This is a genomic window from Myxococcales bacterium, from assembly GCA_016712525.1.
In the GTDB taxonomy this organism is placed as follows: Bacteria; Myxococcota_A; Polyangia; order Polyangiales; family Polyangiaceae; genus JAAFHV01.
Map to the genome: position 1 here is coordinate 2233359 of JADJQX010000007.1, position 22158 is coordinate 2255516.

The 22158-nt window shown below is 69.7% G+C and carries 22 protein-coding genes; 10 read left to right on the forward strand and 12 right to left on the reverse strand.

Going from position 1 to position 22158, the window contains the following annotated elements:
• Positions 1–7: 7 nt before the first annotated feature.
• A complete protein-coding gene (locus tag IPK71_26480; GenBank protein MBK8217288.1) occupies positions 8–955 on the reverse strand; it encodes a hypothetical protein in 948 nt (315 codons plus the stop codon).
• 159 nt (positions 956–1114) lie between these two features.
• On the opposite strand from IPK71_26480, the gene IPK71_26485 reads away from it, so the two are divergent.
• Together IPK71_26485 and IPK71_26490 are read left to right on the forward strand one after the other, a co-directional pair.
• Positions 1115–2356, forward strand: a complete 1242-nt coding sequence (locus IPK71_26485) for a serine/threonine protein kinase (GenBank protein MBK8217289.1) — start codon at positions 1115–1117, stop codon at positions 2354–2356.
• Positions 2349–3413 (forward strand): ThiF family adenylyltransferase, encoded by a 1065-nt coding sequence (locus tag IPK71_26490; protein ID MBK8217290.1) that lies wholly within the window; start codon positions 2349–2351, stop codon positions 3411–3413. The genes IPK71_26485 and IPK71_26490 overlap by 8 nt, the downstream gene beginning before the upstream one ends.
• 142 nt (positions 3414–3555) lie before the next feature.
• On the opposite strand, the gene IPK71_26495 is transcribed toward IPK71_26490, so the two are convergent.
• Positions 3556–4848, reverse strand: coding sequence for a DUF882 domain-containing protein (locus IPK71_26495; GenBank protein MBK8217291.1), 1293 nt, complete (start codon positions 4846–4848; stop codon positions 3556–3558).
• A gap of 148 nt (positions 4849–4996) precedes the next feature.
• On the opposite strand from IPK71_26495, the gene IPK71_26500 reads away from it, so the two are divergent.
• From IPK71_26500 to IPK71_26510, 3 genes are all read left to right on the forward strand, one after another.
• Entirely contained in the window at positions 4997–5413 is a 417-nt protein-coding gene (locus IPK71_26500) for a hypothetical protein (GenBank protein MBK8217292.1), read from the forward strand.
• The gene (locus tag IPK71_26505) at positions 5410–5859 is read left to right on the forward strand and encodes a D-tyrosyl-tRNA(Tyr) deacylase (protein MBK8217293.1); all 450 of its coding nucleotides are present in this window, start codon (positions 5410–5412) and stop codon (positions 5857–5859) included. Before IPK71_26500 ends, IPK71_26505 begins: the two co-directional genes overlap by 4 nt.
• A 251-nt stretch (positions 5860–6110) precedes the next feature.
• Positions 6111–6332, forward strand: a complete 222-nt coding sequence (locus tag IPK71_26510; protein ID MBK8217294.1) for a hypothetical protein — start codon at positions 6111–6113, stop codon at positions 6330–6332.
• 48 nt (positions 6333–6380) lie between these two features.
• Here IPK71_26510 and IPK71_26515 read toward each other — a convergent pair whose 3' ends face one another.
• From IPK71_26515 to tldD, 3 genes are all read right to left on the reverse strand, one after another.
• Positions 6381–7427: a 4-hydroxythreonine-4-phosphate dehydrogenase PdxA gene (locus IPK71_26515; GenBank protein ID MBK8217295.1), complete on the reverse strand. Its 1047-nt coding sequence runs from the start codon at positions 7425–7427 to the stop codon at positions 6381–6383.
• Positions 7424–8158 (reverse strand): response regulator transcription factor, encoded by a 735-nt coding sequence (locus IPK71_26520; protein MBK8217296.1) that lies wholly within the window; start codon positions 8156–8158, stop codon positions 7424–7426. The genes IPK71_26515 and IPK71_26520 overlap by 4 nt, the downstream gene beginning before the upstream one ends.
• 110 nt (positions 8159–8268) lie before the next feature.
• Positions 8269–9714, reverse strand: coding sequence for a metalloprotease TldD (gene tldD / locus IPK71_26525; protein ID MBK8217297.1), 1446 nt, complete (start codon positions 9712–9714; stop codon positions 8269–8271).
• 151 nt (positions 9715–9865) lie between these two features.
• On the opposite strand from tldD, the gene IPK71_26530 reads away from it, so the two are divergent.
• Together IPK71_26530 and IPK71_26535 are read left to right on the forward strand one after the other, a co-directional pair.
• Positions 9866–10303 (forward strand): CopD family protein, encoded by a 438-nt coding sequence (locus IPK71_26530; protein MBK8217298.1) that lies wholly within the window; start codon positions 9866–9868, stop codon positions 10301–10303.
• Positions 10304–10378: 75 nt separating this feature from the next.
• A complete protein-coding gene (locus tag IPK71_26535; protein MBK8217299.1) occupies positions 10379–12961 on the forward strand; it encodes a tetratricopeptide repeat protein in 2583 nt (860 codons plus the stop codon).
• A 31-nt stretch (positions 12962–12992) separates the two neighbouring features.
• Here IPK71_26535 and lpxA read toward each other — a convergent pair whose 3' ends face one another.
• The 4 genes from lpxA to IPK71_26555 are packed head-to-tail and all read right to left on the reverse strand — an operon-like array spanning position 12993 to position 15728.
• Positions 12993–13802, reverse strand: coding sequence for an acyl-ACP--UDP-N-acetylglucosamine O-acyltransferase (gene lpxA, locus IPK71_26540; GenBank protein ID MBK8217300.1), 810 nt, complete (start codon positions 13800–13802; stop codon positions 12993–12995).
• On the reverse strand, positions 13799–14254 hold the full coding sequence (gene fabZ, locus IPK71_26545; GenBank protein MBK8217301.1) for a 3-hydroxyacyl-ACP dehydratase FabZ: 456 nt from the start codon (positions 14252–14254) through the stop codon (positions 13799–13801). The genes lpxA and fabZ overlap by 4 nt, the downstream gene beginning before the upstream one ends.
• A complete protein-coding gene (locus IPK71_26550; GenBank protein MBK8217302.1) occupies positions 14251–15138 on the reverse strand; it encodes a hypothetical protein in 888 nt (295 codons plus the stop codon). Before IPK71_26550 ends, fabZ begins: the two co-directional genes overlap by 4 nt.
• Before the next feature lie 11 nt (positions 15139–15149).
• Positions 15150–15728: an OmpH family outer membrane protein gene (locus IPK71_26555; protein MBK8217303.1), complete on the reverse strand. Its 579-nt coding sequence runs from the start codon at positions 15726–15728 to the stop codon at positions 15150–15152.
• A gap of 315 nt (positions 15729–16043) precedes the next feature.
• On the opposite strand from IPK71_26555, the gene IPK71_26560 reads away from it, so the two are divergent.
• Positions 16044–17048 (forward strand): hypothetical protein, encoded by a 1005-nt coding sequence (locus tag IPK71_26560; protein ID MBK8217304.1) that lies wholly within the window; start codon positions 16044–16046, stop codon positions 17046–17048.
• Between the two features lie 325 nt (positions 17049–17373).
• Here IPK71_26560 and IPK71_26565 read toward each other — a convergent pair whose 3' ends face one another.
• Positions 17374–18306, reverse strand: coding sequence for a cation transporter (locus tag IPK71_26565; GenBank protein MBK8217305.1), 933 nt, complete (start codon positions 18304–18306; stop codon positions 17374–17376).
• A gap of 96 nt (positions 18307–18402) precedes the next feature.
• On the opposite strand from IPK71_26565, the gene IPK71_26570 reads away from it, so the two are divergent.
• A complete protein-coding gene (locus tag IPK71_26570; GenBank protein ID MBK8217306.1) occupies positions 18403–18837 on the forward strand; it encodes a hypothetical protein in 435 nt (144 codons plus the stop codon).
• On the opposite strand, the gene IPK71_26575 is transcribed toward IPK71_26570, so the two are convergent.
• Both IPK71_26575 and hrcA read right to left on the reverse strand, forming a co-directional pair.
• Positions 18747–20111, reverse strand: coding sequence for a cyclic nucleotide-binding domain-containing protein (locus IPK71_26575; GenBank protein ID MBK8217307.1), 1365 nt, complete (start codon positions 20109–20111; stop codon positions 18747–18749). The two genes, IPK71_26570 and IPK71_26575, sit on opposite strands and share 91 nt — an antisense overlap.
• 54 nt (positions 20112–20165) lie before the next feature.
• Positions 20166–21242, reverse strand: coding sequence for a heat-inducible transcription repressor HrcA (gene hrcA, locus IPK71_26580; protein MBK8217308.1), 1077 nt, complete (start codon positions 21240–21242; stop codon positions 20166–20168).
• An 84-nt stretch (positions 21243–21326) separates the two neighbouring features.
• On the opposite strand from hrcA, the gene IPK71_26585 reads away from it, so the two are divergent.
• Positions 21327–22124, forward strand: a complete 798-nt coding sequence (locus IPK71_26585; GenBank protein ID MBK8217309.1) for an extensin family protein — start codon at positions 21327–21329, stop codon at positions 22122–22124.
• The last annotated feature ends 34 nt before the right edge of the window (positions 22125–22158 follow it).

Below are 22158 nucleotides of genomic sequence, written 5' to 3' on the forward strand. Positions count from 1 at the left end.
CGCTCGATCAGGGAGGCGGGCAGGTCGTGGCGGCGAGGGTGCACACCGGGCCCGGCGTGCCGCAGTGCTTCGTGCAGCGCGCGCTCCCCGTGCACGCACCAGGACCGCTGCTGCAGTCTTTGTGGCAGCGCCCGCTCTTGGCGACGAAGACGTACGTGGGGGCGCACTTTCCGCCGATGGCGGGCACCTCGGGGAGGGTGGGGATCGGCGCCGCGCCGGCGTCGACGATGGCGGGAGGCGCGGACGCGTCTTTGGTGGTCGTGGGGGCACCGGCGTCGGCGGGGTGCGGGTGGAAGGGCACGCACGTGGTGACCCCGTCACCCGCCTTGCCGTTCACGATTTTGTTCGCCGAGCCTTTGCAGGCCTGGCCGGTCGGGCACTCCTTGTCCTCGGCGCAGATCTTGGCGCACGTGGGCTCGTCGACCATGACGAGCGTGAGACCCGCGGCGCACGACGTCGGGGGCTTGGGGGCGCCCGCGTCGGCCTTGACGACCACGCCGCCGTCCGTCTTGACGACGGTCGTGGGGACCGCCGCGCCACCGAGGGAGGGCGCGAACATCCAGCCCATGAGCGTCTCGCTCGCGTTCTTGGGGTTCGCGAACGTCGCGAGGACGTAGTGCTCACGCTGCGCGATTTGTGTCACCACCGTGCCCTTGGGGAGCACCGCGACCTGCGGCCCGTTCGGGGGCGATTCGCGCGCCACGAGCGACACGGCGGTCACCGTCGCCTGCACGTCGGCGAGCTTCGTCTCTTCGCCGAAGCGGGCGATGTCGTCGGCGTTCGACGCGAGCGGCGCGGGCTTGGAGGGCGGCGGCTCGCTCGGGGGCGCTTCGGTGGACGAAGGCTCCGCCGTGGGCTCGGACCCGGCATCTTCGACCGGCTGCTTCTTCTTGCAGTGGACGACCGAGACGAGAGAGAGGGAGATCAGCGCGAGGAGGGCGAAGGGGCGTTTCATGCGGCAACGACGCTTTTCTCATGTTTCCCCCGGGCTGTCTCGGGCGATTCGGCCGAGCTTACGAAGGCGTGGGAAGGGCGGCGCGGAACCCCGCGAACCCATTGTCGGATCGAGCCGTCGGCGCTTGTCGTCGCGTGGGGGAACGGGCACCATGAGGGAGTGGGGCTCTTCGACCGATTCCGCCGCGTTCCCGAGCCGCCACGGGCCACACCCGACACCTCGGCCCGCGAAGCCGCGCCACGCTTCACCGACACGGCCCCCGAGGCGCTCCCCCCCGAGCTCGCGCGCCTCTCCAAGGTCGGTCTCGAGGGTGGCCCGTCGGAGAACGAGGTGCTCGCGCTGCTCGGGAGCCTTCGATCGTCGCCCCTCGAAGGGCGCGCGCTCGACGTCCTCTTTGCGTCGGCGCGAGGTCGCACCTTACCCGACACCGTGGCGCTCACGGCTGCCGCGATGCTCGTCGACCGCGGCGAACGTGCCCTCGCACTCGGAGTCCTCGGGCCCGTGCTCCACCCATCGGGGCTCCTCCTTCGCGCGGATCTGTCCGCCGAGGCGGGCGACGTACCGACCGCGCTCGCGTGCGTCGAACGTGTGCTCCTGAAGGACCTCGACCATCCCGGCGCGAAGGAGCGTCACGCCCGCTTCCGCGCGCTGCTCGGCCTCTCGGGCCCGCAGAGGCCCGTGAGCGCCGGGGCGACGATGGTCGCGCGCGAGTCGGACGCGCCCTTCGAGCTCCTTCGCGAGCTCGCCCGTGGAGGTGCCGGAGCCGTCTACGAGGCAGTCGATCGCGAGCTCGAGCGACGTGTCGCGCTCAAGGTCTACCACCACCCCGAGCGCGACGAGCCGCAGCTCCGTCACGAGGCCCGCGTGGCCGTCGCGCTCGCCGGGCCGGGCATCGTGCGTGTCTACGACGTCGACCCGGAGCACGGGTGGCTCGCCCTCTCGTGGGCGCGGCTCGGCTCGTTCCGCGAGCACGTCCGCGCGCGTGACGCGCGAGTCCTCGCCCCCGTCGCGCGGTGGCTCTTCCCTCTCACGGCCACCCTCGCGAGGGTCCACGCCGCCGGCTGGGTGCATCACGACGTCAAGCCGGCGAACGTCCTCTTGCACGACGAGGCCACCCCGCTCCTCACGGACTTCGGCATCGCTCGACGCGTGGGCGAGCCGAGCCCAGCGGGCAGCCTCGGGTACGTCTCTCCGGAGCGCCTCGCCGGCCGCGCGAGCGACCCACGCGACGACGTGTACGGCCTCGGCCGCATGCTCGAGGACGTGCTCGAGGCGCTCGGTCCGTCACCCGAGACGAGCGCGTTCCGACCCCTCGCGTCGGTGTGCACGGGCCCCGATCGGGAGCGTCCCGCCGACGCACGTGCACTCTACACACGTCTTCGCGTCGAGCTCCGTGTCTGAGATCACGGCAGAGGAGCTCGCGGCCTGGCTCGGCGGCGAGGGCGACCGACCGATCGTCGTCGACGTCCGAGAGCCGCACGAGGTCGCGACGGGGACGATCGCGAGCGCGTGGGTCTCGCCGCTCTCGGCCGGCCTCGACGACCTCGTGCGTCGCCTCCCGGACGGCGCGCACGTCGTGCTCGTGTGCGCGCGGGGGGAGCGGGCCAAGAGGGCACAATCAACAATAGATTCGTCGCTTTACGCCTCCATCAGGGTCCTCCGCGGCGGCATGGCGACGTGGGAGGCGGAGGGGCACCCCGTGGCGCGCGACGCGGCGCTCGACGGGCTCGACGCGCGCGCCTTCGACCGCCAGATGCGTCTCCCCGAGGTCGGCCCCCACGGACAAGCGAAGCTCGCGCGTGCGCGTGTGGCCGTCGTCGGCGCCGGCGGGCTCGGCTGCCCCGTGCTCCTTTACCTCGCAGCCGCCGGCGTCGGGCACCTCACGGTCATCGACTTCGACACGGTGGCGATCGAGAACCTCCACCGCCAGATCCTCTACGGCCCCGGCGACGTCGGCACACCGAAGGTCTCGGCGGCGGGCGCGGCGCTCGCGCGGCTCCATCCTCACGTCCACGTCGCAGGTCACGTCGCCCGCTTCGGAGACGACACGGCCCACCTCCTCGCAGGCCACGACGTCGTCGTCGACGCGACCGACTCCTTCGGCGCTCGTTCGGCCGTGAATCGCGCCGCGCTCGCGCATCGGATCCCCGCCGTGCTCGGCGCCGTGTCCCGGTTCGAGGGTCAGGTCATGACGCACCTCCCGGGGACCCCCTGCTACGCGTGTCTCCACCCGGAGCCCCCGGCGCCGGGGCTCTCGCGTTCGTGCTCCGAAGAGGGGGTGCTCGGGGTGGTGCCGGGCATCGTCGGATTGCTCCAAGCGAGCGAGGTCCTCAAGGTGCTGCTCGGGATCGGGGAGCCTCTCGCAGGGCGGCTGCTCACCTTCGACGCGCGCTCGGCGCGGTTTCTGACCTTGCGCCTCGAGCGCGACACGTCGTGCCCGGCTTGTGCCAGGGCATGAAAAAGGCGAGGAACCCGTCCTCGCCTTCTTCACGAATCTCGTATTTTCAAAGAGTAAGGAAGCAGTGGCGGGGCGTCAGAGGCGACCGACGGATCGTCGTCCGCCTCTTCCTACCCAGGGCGCTCGCGGCAGCCGCTCGCGCTCAGTCCTTGACGCCGTCGATCATCTCTTGCGGCTTCGTCGGCGCGGTCGGGCCGTGCTCGGCGTTGGCCTCGGGCTCGGACGGCTCGGCGTCGGGCGCCGCGAACGACGGCGCGTCCGCCTTCGCCGCGCGGGGCGGCCACTCGGTCACGTACTTGGGCGCCTCGCCCGGGCCGCTCGCGTCGATCCACGAGACGTGGCCGGCCCCGGGATCGCGCACGTCCACGTGGACGAACGACGAGTTCGGGTAGTAGCCGCAGCCCGTGTCGGGGATGCTCTTGCAGAAGGCGACGAGCTCCTCGTTGTCGACGCCCTCGAGGCGGACGTCCATCGCGCGGCCGTGCGAGTGGAGGCTGCCCGTCGAGTTGGGGCGGTACCCCGACACGACGTTCACGCGCACCGTGCGCCCGGCCTTCTTGAAGTGGGTCGCGATGAGATCGAGGCGCTCGACGAGGCCGGGATCGACGCGCTTGACGGTCGACGGGAGGACGTCGTCCTTCTTCTCGTTGGGCTTCTGGGTCTTCGCTTTGGAGAGCGACTCGGCGTTTTTGCTCGACGTCAGGTCAAGCAGGGGTCGGGCGACCTGAGAGGGCCGCAAGACCACGCTGAGCCGCTCCAAGGCAAAAGGGGCGAGGCCCCCTTCGCAGCGTTGGAGCGCGAATTTGTCGACCTCGGCGCCGCGAACGAGCTCGACGGCGTCGTGGAAACAAGGAGCCTTCGGGGCCTCGGCGCGGCGGCCGTCCTTCTTGTCGGCCTTCGGCTCGACCTTGTCGCCGTGGCCCTTCTTCTTCGGGGCCGCGTCGTGTTTGTCGGCCTTGTGCTCGACCTTGTCGGCCTTGTGCTCGGCCTTCTCGGCTTTGTGCTCGGCCTTCTTGGGGGCGTCGTGGGTGGCCTTCTTCGACGCCTCGGGCTCCGCCTTCTCGGAGGGCTTCTCGGCCTTCTCGATCATCGAAGCGGGGAGGAGCGGGAGCTCCTTCTTTCCCCGACCGGCGTGCTCCTGGTGGCGCGCCGAGACCTTCGACACGAGCACGCCGTGCGTGACTTGGGGCTCGTGGTGGGAGAAGTCGTCGTGCTTCGCCGAGCCCTTCGCGTGCGCGTCGTGCTCGTGGCCCTTGTCGGCCTTCAGGACCTTCTTGTCGTTCTTCTTGCCGGGGCCCTTCGCGTGCTTCTGCGCGGGAGCGGCAGCGGCGGGCTTTTCCGTCTTGTTCGCGGGCTTTTTGCCGCTCTGCTCCGCGGCGCTCGCCGACAGCGGGACGAGGAGCGCGAGCGCTACGAGTGAGGCGAGACGCTTCATGATCACCCTCCAGTGGGGAGGCGCACATCGAATGGTGCGCGTGTCGTGAGTTGTCCCACATCCCCTCACCTCGACCCAAAATAGCCGCGTCGATTTTCGAAAGGCCTTCTCCCGCCGCGCGAGAGGGGCGAAGAACGGAGCCTCACCGATGGACAAGACCACCTTCGACGCGCGCCTCCGAGAGCTCCTCTCCGCCCACCACAAGACCACGCGAAACGCCGGCTGCATCGGCTGCGAGAGCTGCGAGGGCTGCGTCGACTGCACCTTCTGTACACGCTGCACGAAGACGGTGCGCTCGAACTACTGCGACGACTGTCACGGGTGCACCGAGTGCTCGCACTGCACGACGAGCCGCGATCTCCACGGATGCACCCACTGCCACGGCAGCGAGCGGTGCCGCGCGTCCGCGTACCTCGTGCGGTCGTTCGACTGCTCGTCGTGCACCTACTGCTATGGCTGCGTGGGCCTCACGCGGAAGGACTTCCACATCTTGAACGAGCCCTACGATCGCTCGACGTACTTCGCGAAGGTGAAGGAGCTCGAGAAGGCGCTGGGGCGGAAGTGAGGGCGGTCGTCCAGAGGGTGTCTTCGGGCAAGGTGACCGTCGCCGGAGAGACCACGGGAGAGATCGGGCGCGGGCTCGTCGTGTACCTCGGGTGCGGCAAAGGCGACACGGACGTGGACGCCGACTGGATGCTCGAGAAGATCCTGAACCTCCGCATCTTCGAGAACGACGCCGGGAAAATGGACCTCTCGGTGCTCGACGTGGGCGGGGCGCTGCTCGTCGTGAGCCAGTTCACCTTGTTCGGCGACGTCCGCAAGGGGCGACGGCCGAGCTTCGAGTCGGCGATGGGCCCGGTGGAGGCGAAGACCCTCTACGAGACCTTCTGCGAGAAGGCCCGCGCCCGGGTGACCGTGGGCACCGGCAGGTTCCAGGCCGAGATGTCGATCACGCAGGCGAACGAGGGGCCCGTCACGATTTGGCTCGAGAGCCCGAAACGTGGAGAATGACGCCGTGAGCGACGCTCCCTCCGAGACGAACGACACCGAGGCACCGGCCGACGAGACGAGCGAGGCGACCGCGGCCGAGCCCGCCGTGGCGAAGGACCCCTCCCCGTCGGCCGATGCTGCCTCCGCGAACGCCGCGGGCGAAGCGACGCCGGACGCTCTCTTCGAGGCCCTCTGGCGCAGGGTCGACGAAGCGTGGGACGACGACCAAACCCCACGTCGCGATCCTCGAGCATGCCATTCGCTCGGAGCTCTTGCCCGAGCTCGCGGGCCGCTACCGTTCCCAGAAAGACGTGGCGGGTCGTGAGGAGCGCGCCAAAAAGAAGCTCGACGGCATCGTGATCGCGGCCACCCACATGCTCATGGCCACGAAGAGCGAGCCGCCGAAGAAAGCGCCGTGGCAGCTCACCGCGAGCGTCGCCATCGTGTGTGTCGTCGTGCTCGTGTGGCTCGCGTTCAAAATCGTGCGCCCCTGAGCCGAGAGCGACGGTGCGCCCTCGATCCGTCGAGGGCGGGTGCGCGAATCAGCGAGGCGTGCGGCCACGAACCATCCGCGCCGCGAGCCGAACGGCCTCCAGCATGCCGCGTGCGTCGGCCGTCCCCCTGCCTGCGCGGTCGAAGGCGGTGCCGTGGTCGACGCTCGTGCGCACGACGGGGAGCCCGAGCGACACGTTCACGGCTTCGCCGAACCCCGTGAGCTTCATGGCGATCGTAGCCTGGTCGTGGAACATGGCGACGACCCCGTCGTAGTGGCCTTCGCTCGCCAGCCGGAGCGCCGACTCGGCGGGGACCGGGCCCGAGACGTCGACCGGGACCCCCGCACGAGCGAGCCGCGCGCGCGCCGTCGCGATCGCAGGACCGACGACGCGGAGCTCTTCGGTGCCGAGGAGGCCGTCTTCGCCAGCGTGGGGGTTCACCCCGGACACGACCAAACGCACGGGCCGCGCGCCACGGGGGCGCACGCTCGCGAGGAACTCCGCGGTGTCGACGATGGCGCGCACGACCGCGGGTTTGGTGATCGCGGCGGGCACGTCGGAGAGCGCGAGGTGCGTCGTGACGAGCGACGTCGTGAACGTGCGCGACCAGAAGGCCATCGTCACGCTCGGGCGCCCGAGCCTCCGCATGAGGTGCTCGGTGTGCCCGAGGAAGAGGGCGGAGCCCGGCACACCCGACGACACGATCTCGGCCTTCGAGACCGGGCCCGTCACGAGCGCCGCGGCACGCCCCGCGACGACGAGATCGAGCCCCTCGTCGATGAAACCGAGCGCCGCAGCCCCCCCTTCGGGCGACGGAAACCCAGGTCGTCTCGAAGACTTACGCAGCTTCCCGTGCGGAGAGAGCACCGCAACGCGGCCGGGCTCGCGGGTTCGACCGAAGGCCTCCTCCGCCGACCGCACGGACGCGATGGCGCGCGCGTCGAGGCCCACGGCCACGGCGCGCTCGCGGAGCACGTCGATGTCTCCGAGGAGGAGGAGCCTCACGCCGCGCGGGACCTTGGTCGCTGCGACGAGAGACACCTCGGGCCCGACGCCCGCGGGGGAGCCCGTGCTGACCACGAGGTCGATCGTCATGTGCGCTCGTCCCCGGGCCCACGGAGCACGTACCCCGAGCCTCGGCGGGTCTCGAGGGGGAGCGCATCCCCGAGCTTCGCGCGGAGCCTCCGCACGTGGATGTCGACCGTGCGCGCCCCCCCCTCGTAGCGCGGCCCCCACACGCGCGAGAGCAGGGCCTGCCGCGCGAACACACGCCCGCGGTGTTGCGCCAGGAAGGCGAGCAGCGAAAATTCCTTGGCGGTGAGAGAGACGCGCTGGCCGTCGACCGAGACCTCCCGCGCCGCGCGGTCGAGCACGATGCCCCCGACCTTGACGCGCTCCTCGGTGAGAAATTCGCTCTTTTGCCACTCGAGGCGGCGAATACGCGCGTAGAGCTCCGCCGGGAAATAGGGCAGCACGATAAAGTCGTCGAACCCCGATTGGAGCGGCACCGACGTGACCTGCCGCTCGGGGACGGCGAGGAGGGACGGCGCGGCGGCGAAGAGGGGATCTTTGCGGAACGAGCGCAGCGCGGCGACCGCGAGATCGGGCCGACCGCCCCCTTCGACGACGAGGGCCCGCACCGTGAGCTTGACGCCCTCGGCCTCCCCCGCGAGCACCTGCGAGGGCTCGTCCCAGAAGTCGAGCACACGCACCTCGGCGCCGAGCTGATGAAGCACCGGTGCCGCGTTGCCCTCGTCCCAGAGGCGCGGTTTGTCGCCGACCACGACGACGATGGGCGTGCCCTGAGGGCGACGCTCTCCCGTCATGGCGCGCTCCGTTCGAGCGCGGGTCCCGAGGCGCCCGTCCGGGCGTCACGGAAACGAGCGACGGGCGCGATGGCCCCGAAGAAGAGCGGAGGGAGGCTGCGCAACGGCCGTCAGACCTTCGTGCCACCGACCGTGATCGACGCGATCTTCATGGTGGGGCAACCGACGCCGACGGGCACGCTCTGGCCGTCTTTTCCGCACGTCCAGATGCCGTCGGAGATCTGCACGTCGCTGCCGAGCATGGTGACCTTGCGCATCGCCTCGGGCCCGTTGCCGATGAGGTTCACGCCCTTGAGCGGCGCGGTGATTTTCCCGTCTTCGACGAGGTAGCTCTCCGTGAGCGAGAACACGAAGTCGCCGTTCGCGATGTCGACCTGTCCGCCGCCGAAGCGCTTCGCGTAGATGCCCTTCTTGACCGATCGGAGGATCTCTTCGGGGTCGTGGGGGCCTGCCGTGAGGATCGTGTTCGTCATGCGCGGCAAGGGGACGCTGGCGAAGCTCTCGCGACGTCCGTTCCCGCTGGGCGCGCGGCCGAAATGGGCCGCCGAGTGGCGATCGTGCATGTAGCCGACGAGCTTGCCGTTCTCGATGAGCACCGAAGAGGTCGGCTCGTAGCCTTCGTCGTCGACGTTGATCGACCCGCGCGACTGGAGGAGCGTCGCGTCGTCGATCACGGTGCAGAGCTCGCTCGCGACCATGTTGCCGATCTGACCTGAGTAGTTGCTCGTGCCCTTGCGGTTGAAGTCGGCCTCGAGCCCGTGCCCCACGGCCTCGTGGAGCAAGATGCCGCTGTCGCCCGGGGCGAGCACGACCTCGAACTGGCCGGCCGGGGCCTCTTCGGCGTCGAGCATGCGCAGGGCGAGCCGCGCGGCCTCCTCGGCGTGCCACTCGGGCGATTTGCCGTCGAAGTAGCCGAGCGTCGTGCGCCCACCGCCGCCGGACGAGCCCTCCTGGCGCTTGCCGTCGCGCTCGGCGATCACACGAATGCCGAACCGCATGAGCGGCTGCGTGTCGCGTGCCATGCGGCCATCGGAGGTGACCACGAGGATCTCGCGGAGCTCCTCGGCGAAGCTCGCTTCGACCTTGACGATCTTGGAGTCGAACGCGTGGGCCCGCGCGGCAGCCCGCTCGAGCAGCGCGCGCTTCTCGGTGCCGGCCACGTCGAGGGTGACCTGCGCGAGCTCGTACCTGTGTGGGAGCGCAATTTCCGAAGCCTTTACGGGCACTTTGGCCCCACCCTCGGTGGCGATCTGGGCGGCGGTCTCGGCCGCGCGTTTCATCGAGTCCCAGTCGAGCTTCTCGACGTAGGCGTAGCCCGTCGCGTCGCCCTTCTGCGCGCGCACGCCGAGGCCCATGGAGACCCCACGCGAGGCGCTCTTCAAGATGCCCTCGTCGTACACGAGGCCACCGGCAGCCCGGTACTCGAAGAAGAGGTCGGCGTAGTCGGCGCCTTTGGCGAGCGCGACGGCGAGGAGCTTCTCGGCGATGGTGGCGTCGACGGCGTTCGGACCGCCGGCGAAGAAGGGCGCTTTGTACAGGGTGGATTCGGTCGCCATGACGACACGGTAGGCGGTCCCGGACGCGTTAGGAAGCCATCGAATCGCAGGACGGCACCGTTCGCCCGCTCTCGCGGGACCCAGGCGTTGCCCAAAGAACCGACGAATATTGTTCGCGATCGGGGGGGGGCGCACTAGAGTGCCCTTCCGCATGTGGGGCCTCCTCGTCGCGACACACGTGATGGCGAACGTCGTCTGGATCGGGGCCATCGCCTCGGTCGGGTGGCTCGTGAGGCGCGCCGCGGACCCGTCCCTCGGGGAGACCGAAAGGAAGACTTTGGGCCAGGCCGCGTATCGGCTCCTGTACCAACGGGCGGCGGCGCCGGCCTTCGCGGCGAGCTTCCTCCTGGGGGTCGCGCGCCTCCTCGAGTCCCCGAAGGGCTATTTTTCCCAGCATTGGTTCCACGGAAAGCTGTTCTTCGCCCTCGTGGTCATCGGCCTGCACCACGTGGTGGGCGCCAAGGCAAAAAAGGCCGACGGTGGGAGTAGTCAAGGCCTCGAAAGCAGCGCTATTCTCACGGGTGCCCTTCTCGCTGCCACGTTCCTGACCGTGGTCTTCGCCGTGATGAAGTCGAGCCTCGTACCTTGACCCTACCCCGCCTCACGGCCCCCTGCCCCCCCCGAGCCGCCCTCGTGCCTTCGCCCCCAAGGAGAACGTCCCCCCGTGGCCATTGACCGCGAGAAGGTGCTCCAAGCTGCCCAGAAGTACGTCGAGAAGAAGAAGTACGACAAGGCGGTCCTCGAGTATCAAAAGCTCGTCCAAGCGGATCCGAACGACGCTCGGACCCTGCTGAAGATCGGCGATCTCCAGACCAAAATGGGGACGTACCCGGACGCCATCTCCACGTACGAGGGCGTCGGGCGCCTCTATGCGCAGCAGGGCTTCGCCCTCAAGGCGATTGCAGTCTACAAGCAGATCCGCGAGCTCATCGCGAAGCACGCGCCGACCCTCGACGAGCGGTACGGGCACATCACCCCGAAGCTCGCGGAGCTCTACGAGCAGCTCGGCCTCGTGAGCGACGCCCTCGCCGCCTTGGACGAGGTCGCGACCCGGTTCCAACGCCAACAGCGCGACGACGAAGCCATCGCGGTCTGCCAAAAGATCGTCCAGCTCGACCCGACGAACCCCCTGCCTCACCTCCGCTTGGCCGAGGCCTTCTCCCGCACGAGGGACGTCGACGGCGCGGTGGGCTCCTTCCGCACGGCGGCCTCGCTGCTCGTTCAGATCGGCCGGCGGGACGACGCCATCAAGGTGCTCGAGCGGCTCCTGCACCACCGCGGGGACCTCGAGCAGGCGCGGCAGTGCGCGGAGCTCTACCTCCAACGAGGGCAGCCGCAGGACGGCATGCTCGCGCTCGCGAAGCTCCAGGTGTGTTTCCAGGCCGACCCGCGCGACCTCGACACGCTCGGGCTTTTGTCTCGCGCGTTCACGGTGATCGGCCAGGCCGCCAAGTCGGTCGAGGTCCAAAAAGAGATGGCGAGGGTCGCCCGCGACACGGGGCGCACGGATCTCTTCCGCGAGTACGCGACGCGCCTCCTTCAGATCGCCCCCCACGACGAGGTGGTCCAGCGGCTCGCGGGCCAAGCCATGCCCGAGCGCATGGCCGCCTACCCCACCCCACCTCCCCCCCAACCGCAGACGGGGCCGGGGTACGTCCCTCAAGGCCCTCCGCAGGGTTATGGCGCGCCGGTGGCTCCCCCGGCTCCTCCTGCGCCTCCCCCGATGCGACCGCAGACGGCGGCGGGCTCCCCCTTCGCGCAGACGGCGATGGCCTCGGGTCAATCGTGGCCGATGCGTGGTCCCGAGGCGCCGCCTCCTCCACCGCCCCCTCCTCCCCCGCCGCAAGAGACCGAGGCCAACGAGGAGCTCTACGAGGACGCCGACGAGCTCTACGAAGACGCCGACGGCATGGCGGAGGCCGAGCCCGAGGCGGCGAACGCCCCCGAGGCCGAGACGGGCCCCACCGAAGACGTCCCTACGCTGCTCGAGAACGCCGCGGCGTTCCGCCGTGTCCGTCTCTACGACAAGGCGCTCGGGGCCATCGAACGCGCGCTCGAGCTCGATCCGCGCTCGGGCGAGGCCTACGAGGCCATGCGCGACATCTTCCTCGAAGAAGGCCGCATCGAGGAGGCCGTGGCGGCCATGCTCTCGCTCGCGAGCCTCTTCGTCGACGCGCTCGACGGCGACTCGGCCGCGCGCACGCTCCAAGACGTGCTCGCCTACGACCCGCAAAATCCCCGGGCGATCGAGCTTCTCCGCGAGCTCGGCTACGAGGTGGTCGACGAGAACACCGAGCTTCCCCAAGACGAGGCGACGGGCGCCGAAGCCTACGACGACGCGAACCGGCTCCCCTCGTACGATCTCGAGGAGATGGGCCCCGAGGACGTGTCCAGCCAGTACGGCGACGGCAACCAGGTCGTCGTTCGAGGCGAGGCCGCGCCGCTCCCGTCGTTCTCCCTCGACAACCACGAGGCCCAAGGCGAAGCCTACGCCAAACGTGCGGGAGGGTCCGAAGCGCCGCGCGGCATGGAGCTCGAGGACGCGCTCGAGGAGTCCGAGTTCTTCGCGTCGCGCGGGCTCTTCGACGACGCGTACAACATCCTCGTCGGGCAGCTCGATCGTTACCCGAACCACCCGCTCCTCCGCGAGCGCCTCGCCGAGCTCGAGTACTCGCAGCAATCGGCGAGCGGCGCCCGCGAACGCCCGACCGACGACCGCTCGTTCGACATCGCCGAGTCCCTCGACCTCTACCACGAGGCCCCTGTCACGGCGGCCGGAGGCTTCTCCAGCGGCGACGAGCAGGTCGACGTCGAAGAGGTCTTCCAGAAGTTCAAAGAGGGCGTCGAGAAGGAGATCTCGCAGGACGACTCGCACACCCACTACGACCTCGCCATCGCCTATAAGGAGATGGGCCTCATCGACGACGCGATCCGCGAGTTCGACGTGGCCGCGCGCGACCAAGAGATGGAGTGCGTGTGCCAGAGCATGATCGGCACGCTGGAGCTCGAACGGGGCAACGTCGGCGAGGCGATCGAAGCCTTCCTGCGCGGCCTGAACGCTCCGGTCAAAGAGCCCGCCCAAGAGCTCACGCTCCTCTACGAGCTCGGGAACGCGTACGAGGCCAAGAAGATGCCTCGTGAGGCGCTCGCGTACTTCCAGAAGGTCGTCCGCAAGGATCCGCGCTTCCGCGACGTGGGCGAGCGGGTCGCGCGCCTCTCGCAAAAAGCGCCCGGCCGCGCCAGCTAAATCACCAGCGTTGTCGGGCACTTACGCAACGTCACGTTCGCGCTGTGACCCACGCCACGAGGGCACGCGCGAGCGGGTCGGCCTCGGGCGCCAACGCCTCGAGCCGCGCCTTGCGGGTTCCGTCGGCGCGGACGAAGAGCGCACGGAAGACACGCTCGAGGGCCTCGAGGCTCGTGTCCGAGACGCCTCGCCTCCGCAAACCCACCTTGTTGAGCGCGCGCACGCGAGCCCTGTCGCCCTGGACGATGACGAACGGCGGCACGTCAACCTCGCACATCGCGCCGGCCGCCACGAACGCGCTCTCCCCGACACGCACGTGCTGCGCGACCCCCGCGAGGCCACCAAAGGTGACGTGATCCTCGATCGTGACGTGGCCTGCGAGCTGCACGCCGTTCGCGACGACCACGTGCCTCCCGACACGCGCGTCGTGACCGACGTGCGAAGAGGCCATGAGGAGCGAGCCCTCCCCGACGTGCGTCTCGCCGCCGCCCGTCCCGACGTGGAGGGTCACGTTCTCCCTCACGACGACCCCGTCGCCGACGACGAGCGTGCCCTCGGCGAGCTCGCCTTCCCCGCCGCCGCGCGGACGCACCTGAGGAGGCCCACCGACGCTCGCGAACGGGTGCACGGACACGCCACGACCGAGGCGCGTCTTGCCGTGGACGACCACGTGCGACACGAGCACGGTGCCCGCCCCGACGTGCACCTCGGGGCCCACCACGCAATAGGGGCCGATCTCGACCCCCGCCTCGAGGTGAGCCCGCGGATCGACGACGGCCGTCGCGTGGACGGTCGCTTCGCCCGAGGACAGCTCGCGGAGGCGCGGCCTGCTCTTCTTCATCCTGCCCTTTCGACGATGCCGGTCATGATCTCGGCCTCGGCCACGGGCACCCCGTCGACGGTGGCGAGCCCCTTCATCTTCCAGACGCCTTCGCGGCGGAAGAGGACCCGAACCTCGAGGTCGACCCGATCGCCGGGCACGATCGGCTTGCGGAACTTCGCGCGGTCGACGCCGAGGAACACCATGAGCTTCGTCGAGAGATCGAACGGCTCGGTCGCGAACGCGAGCACCCCGCCTATCTGGGCGAACGACTCGATGACCAAGACGCCCGGCATGATGGGATTTTCCGGGAAGTGACCGAGGAACCAAGGCTCGTTCATGGCGACGCACTTGTGGCCCCGCACGACCTCCCCCGGGACGACTTCGGTCACCCGATCCACGAGCAAAAACGGCCACTTGTGTGGCAGGACACGCAAGAGGTGGCTGAGATCCTTGGGGGCTGGCGAAGTCACGTGCGGCTCCTCGACCGCGACGTGTGGCCCGTGGCCGAACGGTACGATGCCGCGAGACCTCGGAGCCACGTCACGCGCGGGACGGCCGGGTATCCTGCCACGACGGCCCCCGCGGGTACATGGGAGGTGACCCCGCTCTTCGCCGCGACCTTGGCCATGGCCCCGATGCGCACGTGATCGGCCACGCCGACCTGGCCTCCGAGCACGACCCCGTCCCCGAGCTCGACCGAGCCGGCGAGCCCCACCTGAGCGCAGAGCACACACGATCGACCGATGCGCACGTTGTGCCCCACGTGAACGTGCGCGTCGATCTTGGTGCCCGCGCCGACGTGCGTGGGCCCGAGCGTGCCGGCGTCGATCGTCACGTGGGACGCGATCCACACGTCGTCCTCCACGACCACCCCGCCGAGCTGGGGCAGGTGCTCGAGGCCGCGTTCTCCGGCGACGAACCCGAACCCTGGGGCTCCGAGCACGGCGTACGCGCCGATCCGCACCCGCTTCCCGAGCCGCACCCGCGGGTGCACGATCGCGGTGGGGTCGACGACACACCCTTCGCCTCTCGGCCCCGACACGTCCTCGGAAGTGGCCGCCGCGAGCAACCTCGCGACGACGGCCAGAGGCTCCGGATGCACCCAGACAGGCCGACCCTCGAGCCGAGCCGCGAGCGCCTCCGACACGATCACCGAAGCTCCCGAGGACAGCACGTCGTCGACACGCGGCACGTACTCCGCGCGGGTCACCGGGACGAGCGTGCCCTCGCGCGGCTCGTGGATCGACGAGAGCCCCCGCACGTGGCGAGCCTCGGCGCCGAAAACGAGACGCCCCCCGTGTTGGCCAGAGAGACCTACGAGGGGCGCTTCTTCGATGTGGATGCGGGAGGGCATCCGCCGCGGGGCTACTTCTTGGGCGGAGCCGCCGGGCCCGCGCCGCCACCACCGCTGTTGTAGGCCTGGATGGCGCGGTCGGTGAGGTCGAGATCCGAGCGGACGTAGGCGGTCGTGTTCTTGTCGATCACGATGTCGATGTTCTCGGAGGTGGCGAGGCGCTTGATGATGGCCATGACCTTCTCGATCACGGGCTCGGTGAGCTCCTTCTGCTTCTTTTCGAGCTCTTTATTGTACTCGAGGAAGATCTGCTGAAGGTCGATCATCTGCTTTTGCCACTCGTCGACCCGCTTCTGCAGGGCCTCTTTCGAGAGCACGCGCGACTGCTTGTCGATCTCTTCTTTTTGGCGCTGGAGGTCCTTCTGCTTCGCGTCGAGCTGCTGCTGGCGCGACTCGAAGAGCTTCTTCAGCGTGGCTTGCGCGCGGAGCCCGTCCTCGGTCTGCGCGACCGCGCGTTGGACGTCGACCACGCCGATGCGCGACGACGACCCCTCGGCGTGCGCCACCTTGGGCGACGACGCGAGGGCGAACGAGACGGCGAGCGCGGAGAGGCCACGCACGAAGAAACGGAACCGGGGAGAGGTGGCCATGAACAACGTCCTTTTCCTGAGGAAAACGCGACCGGGACTACTCCGCCCGCTCGGTAAGGTCAAGTCGAGGGGCTCGCCCTCACTCGGGTGAACCCCAGCCCAAGACGGAGCCTTCCCGGACCGGATCGAATGGCCTCGCCGGCGTTAACCGCCGTTCACTGCGGCGCGAGGTGCAGGGGCGGGACGTGCAAATCGACCGGAGATCCGTCAGGATCCGAGGCGTCCGCGCGCTCCTTTGGGCTGGCACGAGAGTTGTACATGGACGTACCGTTTCCCGGGGCGAGCACGCCTCGTTGTGCCTTTCGGAGGCTCCACATGACGTCGTTCGGCAAGCTTGCGTTCCTCTCCCTCTTCGGTCTCGGCGGGGCCGTCGTGTTCTCCAGCGGCTGCGGGACCGACACGGGGACGAGCTACTACTGCGACCAAAACGGCTGCTACACGTGCGACGGCTTCGGCTGCGCCACCGTGCCCACCCCGTCGAAGCCGGCGTGTCGAAACGCCACCGCCTGCGGCCCCGACGCCGTCTGCACCACCGTGGGGTGCGCCCAAAAGTGCACGACCGACGCCGCCTGCCCCCGCGGTGAGGTGTGCAAGACCGGTGTGTGCGTCGCCCCCACCACCCAGACTCCCCCGAAGACGCAAGAGTGTCTCGACAAGACCGACTGCGCCGGCACCGCCGCGTGCGTGTCCGGCCTCTGCAAGGCCTGCGGCGGCACGAACGGCCCCTGCCCTTGCGCGACGGCGACCGACTGCTCCGGCAGCGAGGTCTGCATCGCGGGCTCCTGCACGCCAAAGTCGGCCACCTGCACGTTCTCGAGCGAGTGCGGCGCGAACCAAGTGTGCGCCGACGGCCAGTGCCTCGCCGAGTGCGACGCCCAGCGCGCGTGCGGCGCCGGGTTCACCTGCGATCGCGGCGCGTGCCGGCCCTCGGGCACGGGCGGCCCCGCGTGCTCGGCCGAGGTGCCCTGCCCCCAAGGCTCGCTCTGCGTCGGTGGCGCGTGCGCCCCGCAGTGCACCCAAGACGCCCAGTGCGGCGACGGAAAGTACTGCAACCAGGGCGCTTGCGCGGTCGACACCCGCCCCAAGCCGAACTGCACGAGCGACGCGCAATGCCAGGGCGGCGCGAACCCGCGTGTGTGCCGCGATGGCTTCTGCAAGTACACCTGCCAAGACGACCAGACCTGCCGCACGATCGACTCGCGCATCGGGTACTGCGCCGCCGACAAGGTGTGCCGCACGCAGCAAGAGGCGAACCCCGAGTGCCGCGACAGCGCCCAGTGCGGCCAGGGCAAGATCTGCGTCGACAACCAGTGCCGCTGACGCGGGGCGTTCTCGCCCGTACACGTGCCCGTGCCCGAAAAGGGTCACCCTCGTCGCTCCTGACGTGCACCTCACGCTGGGCTCCCCTCTCGTCTCGCCCGTACACGTGCCCGTGCCCGTGCCCGACATAGGGCGGCTAGTTCATCCTCGTCGCTCGTGATCTACCCCGCGGAGCGCCACGCATCCCGCGTCGTCCCGCAGACGTCGGGCACGGGCACGGGCACGGGCACGGGCACGCGGCAAGACGGGACACGCCAACCACCCCGCAGACGTCGGGCACGCGGCAAGACGGGACACGCCAACCACCCCGCGGGCACGGCCCCCGTCAGGCGCGCGGCGGGTCGGCTTGCACCGCGACCCACGCGAGATCGAAGGTGTCGCGGAGGTGGTCGGACGCCCGCTTGCCGGCGTGCGCGTCGGCCTCGTGGGTGATCACGCGGGCCATCACGGCGTCTTGCCCGGCGCCGAGTGTCCACACGTGCAAGTCTTCGACACTCTTCACATTTTCGACTTCGAGTAGGGCCGCGCGGAGCTCGTCCACCGGCAGGTGCTTCGGCACGGACTCGAGCAGCACGAAGAGCGCATCGCGAATCAGGCGGACCGCCCCGACCACCAAAATGAGGACGACGAGGAAGCTCGCGAGGGGGTCGACCCAGGACGGACCGCCGAGCTTCACGACGAGCGCCGCGAAGAGCGCTGCCACGGAGCCGAGGATGTCTCCCATGAGGTGGAGCCAGGCCCCGCGCAGGTTGAGCTGGTGCCCCTTCGCGTGGGCGGCGCGCGCGCGTTTGCCTTTCCCGTGGTCGTGGCCGTGGTCGTGGTCGTGGTGATCGTGGTCGTGACCATGATCGTGACCGTGGTGCGCGTGCCCCATGGCGCCGTGTAGGAGCCACGCGCTCACCCCGTTCACGAAGAGCGCCATGACCGCCACGACGAGCATGATGCTGCCCTTCGGGTCCTCCTCTCCGCGAAGGTGCCCGATGCTCTCGTGCACGATCTCGACCGTGGCGAGCAGGATGAGCCCCGCGTTGAGCAGCGCCGCGAGGGGCTCGGCACGCCGGAGACCGAAGGTGAACCGCGAGGTAGGCGGGCGCGTCGCGAGGCGCATGGCGAAGAGGCTCATGCCGAGCGCGAAGACGTCCATCAGGAGGTGGAGGGCGTCCGCCTCGAGGACCGCGCTCTTCGCGAGGCGGGCCCCGACGAGCTCCCACACGAAGAAGGTCGAGACGGTGCCGAGCACCCACTTGAGGCGCCGCACCTGCTTCGCCTCGGCGGCCGAATAACCGCGGGCGTCGACCGGCTCGTGGGTGTGGCCGTCGGTCGGCAGGGGCCCGTGCTCGAGGTGGGTCGGGCCGTGATCGTGACCCGCGTGGCCGTGGTCATGATTCGCGTGGCCGTGGTCATGACCCGCGTGGCCGTGGTCATGACCCGCGTGGCCGTGGTCATGACCCGCGTGGCCGTGGTCATGACCCGCGTGGCCGTGGTCATGACCCGCGTGGCCGTGATCATGACCCGCGTGGCCGTGGTCATGACCCGCGTGGCCGTGGTCGCAGCCCGGGCCGTGCGAGGGCTCGCCATGCGAGGACTTCGTGCTCGTGCTGTCCGCCACGGGACGCCACCTACCCTTTTTGCGACGAGGTTGCAAAGGGTGACGCGTGGCGCGACCGACGAATCGGACGCGAGGCCCTCCTCGGAAGCTCAGAGCAGGAAGTCTTCGTCCGAGACGCTGAGGGTCGAGGTGGCGAGCACGCTGGACGTCTCGTCGTCGCGTTCGACGGCGAGGATGTAGAGCCCGTGCAGGATGGCGGGGTGCTCGCGGATGAGGCTCACGAACTCTTCGCGCGGCAGGTGGAGGGTGACCGTCGGGTGCACGGCGACGACGTCGGCGTTCGCGTCCCGCCGGAAGACCAGCGCGACCTCCCCGACCACGTCTCCGGCGCCGAGAGTCTTGATGACGAACGGCTCGCCGCCCTCTTCGTGCCCGATGACGGCGACCTCTCCGGAGGCGATGAGGTGGAGCCCGCTCGTGGGTTTCCCCTCCTCGATGAGCTTGTCGCCCTTCTCGAAGACCCGCGTCTCGAAGCGCTCGACGAGCGACGGCCTGTCGGCAGGGTCGACCGCGAGGAGCACCTGGGAGGTGCGTACGAGGTTCGCGACCATGCGGCGGCGGCAGTGCGCGGCGAGCTCGATGCCGACCTCCGCGCGCTTCTCGGCGACGGCCTCGAGCGCGTCGCGGCGGGCCATGAGCAAGATCGACGGGCGGCACGCGACCACGCTGGCCGCGCGTGGCGCACGCGACAAAAGGGCCATTTCTCCGAAGAGCGCGCCGTTCGTGAGCCGAGCGAGGGTCACGTCGTCCCCCTCGTCGACCGTGCCGTGGCGACGGACCTCGAGCTCGCCACGTGCGACGATGTAAGCCTCGGCGCCCTCTTCGCCTTCGCGGATGACCTCCTTGCCCGCGGGCACGGTGAACATCTCGAAGCACTCGATGAGCGCCCGGAGGCCCTCCTTTTCGAGCGAGCTGAAGAGCGGGAGCGGCGAGAGCAGCGGCGGCTCCGAGTCGGCGAGCGACTCGTACTCCGTGCTCGCGTCGTGAACGATCTCGGTCACCTTCGACAGCAGCGCGGGGCCCGTGAGGAACGAGCTCAGCGGCTGGAACTCGGTGTTGCTGGGGAGCGGCGGCGGCGGAGGCGCGGCCGAGTCCGCGAGGCGCGGCGAGCCGAAGCAGAACGCAGCCGCGATCTCGTCGAGCATCTTGGTCACGTCGGCGCCGAGCGTGCGGAGATCTCCGACGGCGGCCACGGCGAGCGGGAGGTTGCCCGAGTCGATCGCGCGCTTGATGGCGAGCTCGAAGCCCTCGATCGCCGCCTCGGTGCGGCCCGAGTCCGCCAAGAGGCGGCACGTGAGGATAAGGGCGCTCGGCACCGACGCGTCTTGTTTGACGACCGCCGCGCTCCACCTGAGGGCCGCTTCGCGCTCCCCCGCGAGGAGCAGCGCCAAGGCACGATCCAGCGGCGAGTCGCTGTTGGCGGCGCCGGGAAGGTCCGGGGGAGAGGTTCGCATGGTGGGGCGTCATCCTACACGAACCGGCAAAGCCCGGTGCAAGTTGCCGGGGCGTCAGCCGTCGTCGTCGTCGTCGGAGCCCCCGGCCGGGTGCGGCACAGGACCGCTCCGCCCCATGAACGCCGTCATGGCGCTCGCCGTCGCTTCGACCAGCGGCAAAACCTTGGGATAGTCCATGCGCGTCGGGCCGATGACCGCCACGCTCCCTGCGCTTTTGTTCCCGCTCGAGTACGCCGCGCGCACGATGGCGAGCTGGCCGCCACCGAGCTCTCCGGCCTCTCGCCCGACCACCACGGTGGCGCCTTCGGCCGCCTGCGTCGCGTCGAGGAGGTGAACGAGGCGCTCGGTCTCGTCGAGGGCCGACACCACTCCCTTCATGCCCGACGCGTCGGAGAAGTCGATGTGCTCGAGCAGCTTCGCCCGCCCTTCGATCACGACCTCCACCTCGCGCTCGCTCCCGACGTTGGCCACGGCGGCGCCACCGAGCTCGAACGCTTGTTTTCGGATGGCGTCGTGCTGAACGCGCTCGGTCGCGAGGCGCCGCGCGAAGAGCTCGGACAGCTCCCCGAGGGTACGCCCCTCGCCTACATCATCGAGAAGATTGTGGATTTTGATGAGGGTGTCTTCGTCGACGGTGGCCTTGAGGAAGCGGTTTTGCACCTCGCCGTTCGACATGACGAGGACCGCGAGCAGCTCGCCGGGAAGCGTGCGGATGAACCGGAGGTGCTTCAACGTGAGCGTCTCGGAGCGTGGGGCGACGACGACCGCGGCGGTGCCCGTGAGCTCCGAGAGGAGCTTGCCGGTCTCGCGGAGCACGCTCTGGTTCGGGGCGAGCTCGAGCAGGCGCGAGCGGATCCGGTGGTCCTCGTCTTTGGAGAGCTTCTGCACCTCCATCAGCGCGTCGATGAAGAAGCGGAAGGCCTTGTCGGTCGGGACGCGCCCGGCGCTCGTGTGCGGCTGGTGCAGGAACCCGGCCTCCTCGAGGTCGGAGAGCACGTTGCGGATGCTCGCCGGCGACAGCTCGATGCCCCGCTTCGAGAGCGTGCGGGAACCGACGGGCTCGCCCGTGGCGACGAACTCGGTCACGGCGGCGTAGAGGATTTGGCGCGCTCGAAGGCTAAGCTCGGACATGGGGGACAGCTCGGAGAATAGCAAAATCCACGGGATTTGCCCCGGGTGGCGCGCGCCCCCATGGAGGGCTATGGTTCGGGCGTCATGCGAGCCCAGCGTCCCACGAAGAGCGCCCTCGCCGTGGCCGCCCTCGCGTCGGCGGCCGCGCTCCTCTCGCCTCCTGCCCAGGCGAGCCTGCCCGGAGAGGAGCCCCCGAGCGCCGACGAGCACGAGGCACCGCAACCTCAAGGCTCGGATCCTCCGGAGATCCCCCCGAACGCGCAGTCCACCCCCGCCGTGAGGTACGCTTCGCTGGGCCAAGTCGCGTGCGAGGCCGAGCTCCGCCGGCGCCACGTCCCGTTCGTGCGGGTCGAGGCCCGAGGGGTGCTCGCGCCCGTGCGCCTCAAGGGCCCGGTGTCGGGAGTCACCTTTCGTTCTCAAGTGCCGGAGCGGCAGCGGGCGACGTCGCCCTACGAGATCTTCGATTGTCGCCTCGTGCTCGCGCTCGACGACTTCGCGAAGCTCCTCGCGAAACAGGACATCGTCGAGGTGGTTCACTACTCGGCCTACCGGCCGCCCTCGGCGAAGAGCTGGGTCCCTGGAAAGATTGGCTCGCGCCATGGCGGGGCCCTGGCTCTCGACGCAGGAAAGTTCATCAAGAAGGACGGCACCGTCCTCGACGTCGAGAAGGGCTTTCACGAGTGGATCGGGGCCCGCACCTGCGGCCCGGGCACCGGCCCGAGCCCACAGACCCCCGAGGCGCTGTCGCTCCGCAGCCTCGCGTGCGATTCCGCCCAGGGGCACCTCTTCAACGTCATACTCACCCCCAACTACAACTGGCCGCACCGGAACCACTTCCACCTCGAGGTCACCTCGGGTGTGAAGTGGTACATCGTCCACTGACCATCGCGCGCGGGCCCGAGGGCCGAACGGCCGT

What these genes read in the sequence shown, in the direction of transcription:
- IPK71_26575 (MBK8217307.1), bottom strand. Translation starts at nt 20,111, where the DNA reads ATGCGAACCTCTCCCCCGGACCTTCCCGGCGCCGCCAACAGCGACTCG.
- IPK71_26520 (MBK8217296.1), bottom strand. Translation starts at nt 8,158, where the DNA reads ATGACGGGAGAGCGTCGCCCTCAGGGCACGCCCATCGTCGTCGTGGTC.
- IPK71_26530 (MBK8217298.1), top strand. Translation starts at nt 9,866, where the DNA reads ATGTGGGGCCTCCTCGTCGCGACACACGTGATGGCGAACGTCGTCTGG.
- IPK71_26500 (MBK8217292.1), top strand. Translation starts at nt 4,997, where the DNA reads ATGGACAAGACCACCTTCGACGCGCGCCTCCGAGAGCTCCTCTCCGCC.
- lpxA (MBK8217300.1), bottom strand. Translation starts at nt 13,802, where the DNA reads ATGAAGAAGAGCAGGCCGCGCCTCCGCGAGCTGTCCTCGGGCGAAGCG.
- IPK71_26555 (MBK8217303.1), bottom strand. Translation starts at nt 15,728, where the DNA reads ATGGCCACCTCTCCCCGGTTCCGTTTCTTCGTGCGTGGCCTCTCCGCG.
- IPK71_26515 (MBK8217295.1), bottom strand. Translation starts at nt 7,427, where the DNA reads ATGACGATCGACCTCGTGGTCAGCACGGGCTCCCCCGCGGGCGTCGGG.
- tldD (MBK8217297.1), bottom strand. Translation starts at nt 9,714, where the DNA reads ATGGCGACCGAATCCACCCTGTACAAAGCGCCCTTCTTCGCCGGCGGT.
- IPK71_26560 (MBK8217304.1), top strand. Translation starts at nt 16,044, where the DNA reads ATGACGTCGTTCGGCAAGCTTGCGTTCCTCTCCCTCTTCGGTCTCGGC.
- hrcA (MBK8217308.1), bottom strand. Translation starts at nt 21,242, where the DNA reads ATGTCCGAGCTTAGCCTTCGAGCGCGCCAAATCCTCTACGCCGCCGTG.
- IPK71_26550 (MBK8217302.1), bottom strand. Translation starts at nt 15,138, where the DNA reads ATGCCCTCCCGCATCCACATCGAAGAAGCGCCCCTCGTAGGTCTCTCT.
- IPK71_26585 (MBK8217309.1), top strand. Translation starts at nt 21,327, where the DNA reads ATGCGAGCCCAGCGTCCCACGAAGAGCGCCCTCGCCGTGGCCGCCCTC.
- IPK71_26480 (MBK8217288.1), bottom strand. Translation starts at nt 955, where the DNA reads ATGAAACGCCCCTTCGCCCTCCTCGCGCTGATCTCCCTCTCTCTCGTC.
- IPK71_26495 (MBK8217291.1), bottom strand. Translation starts at nt 4,848, where the DNA reads ATGAAGCGTCTCGCCTCACTCGTAGCGCTCGCGCTCCTCGTCCCGCTG.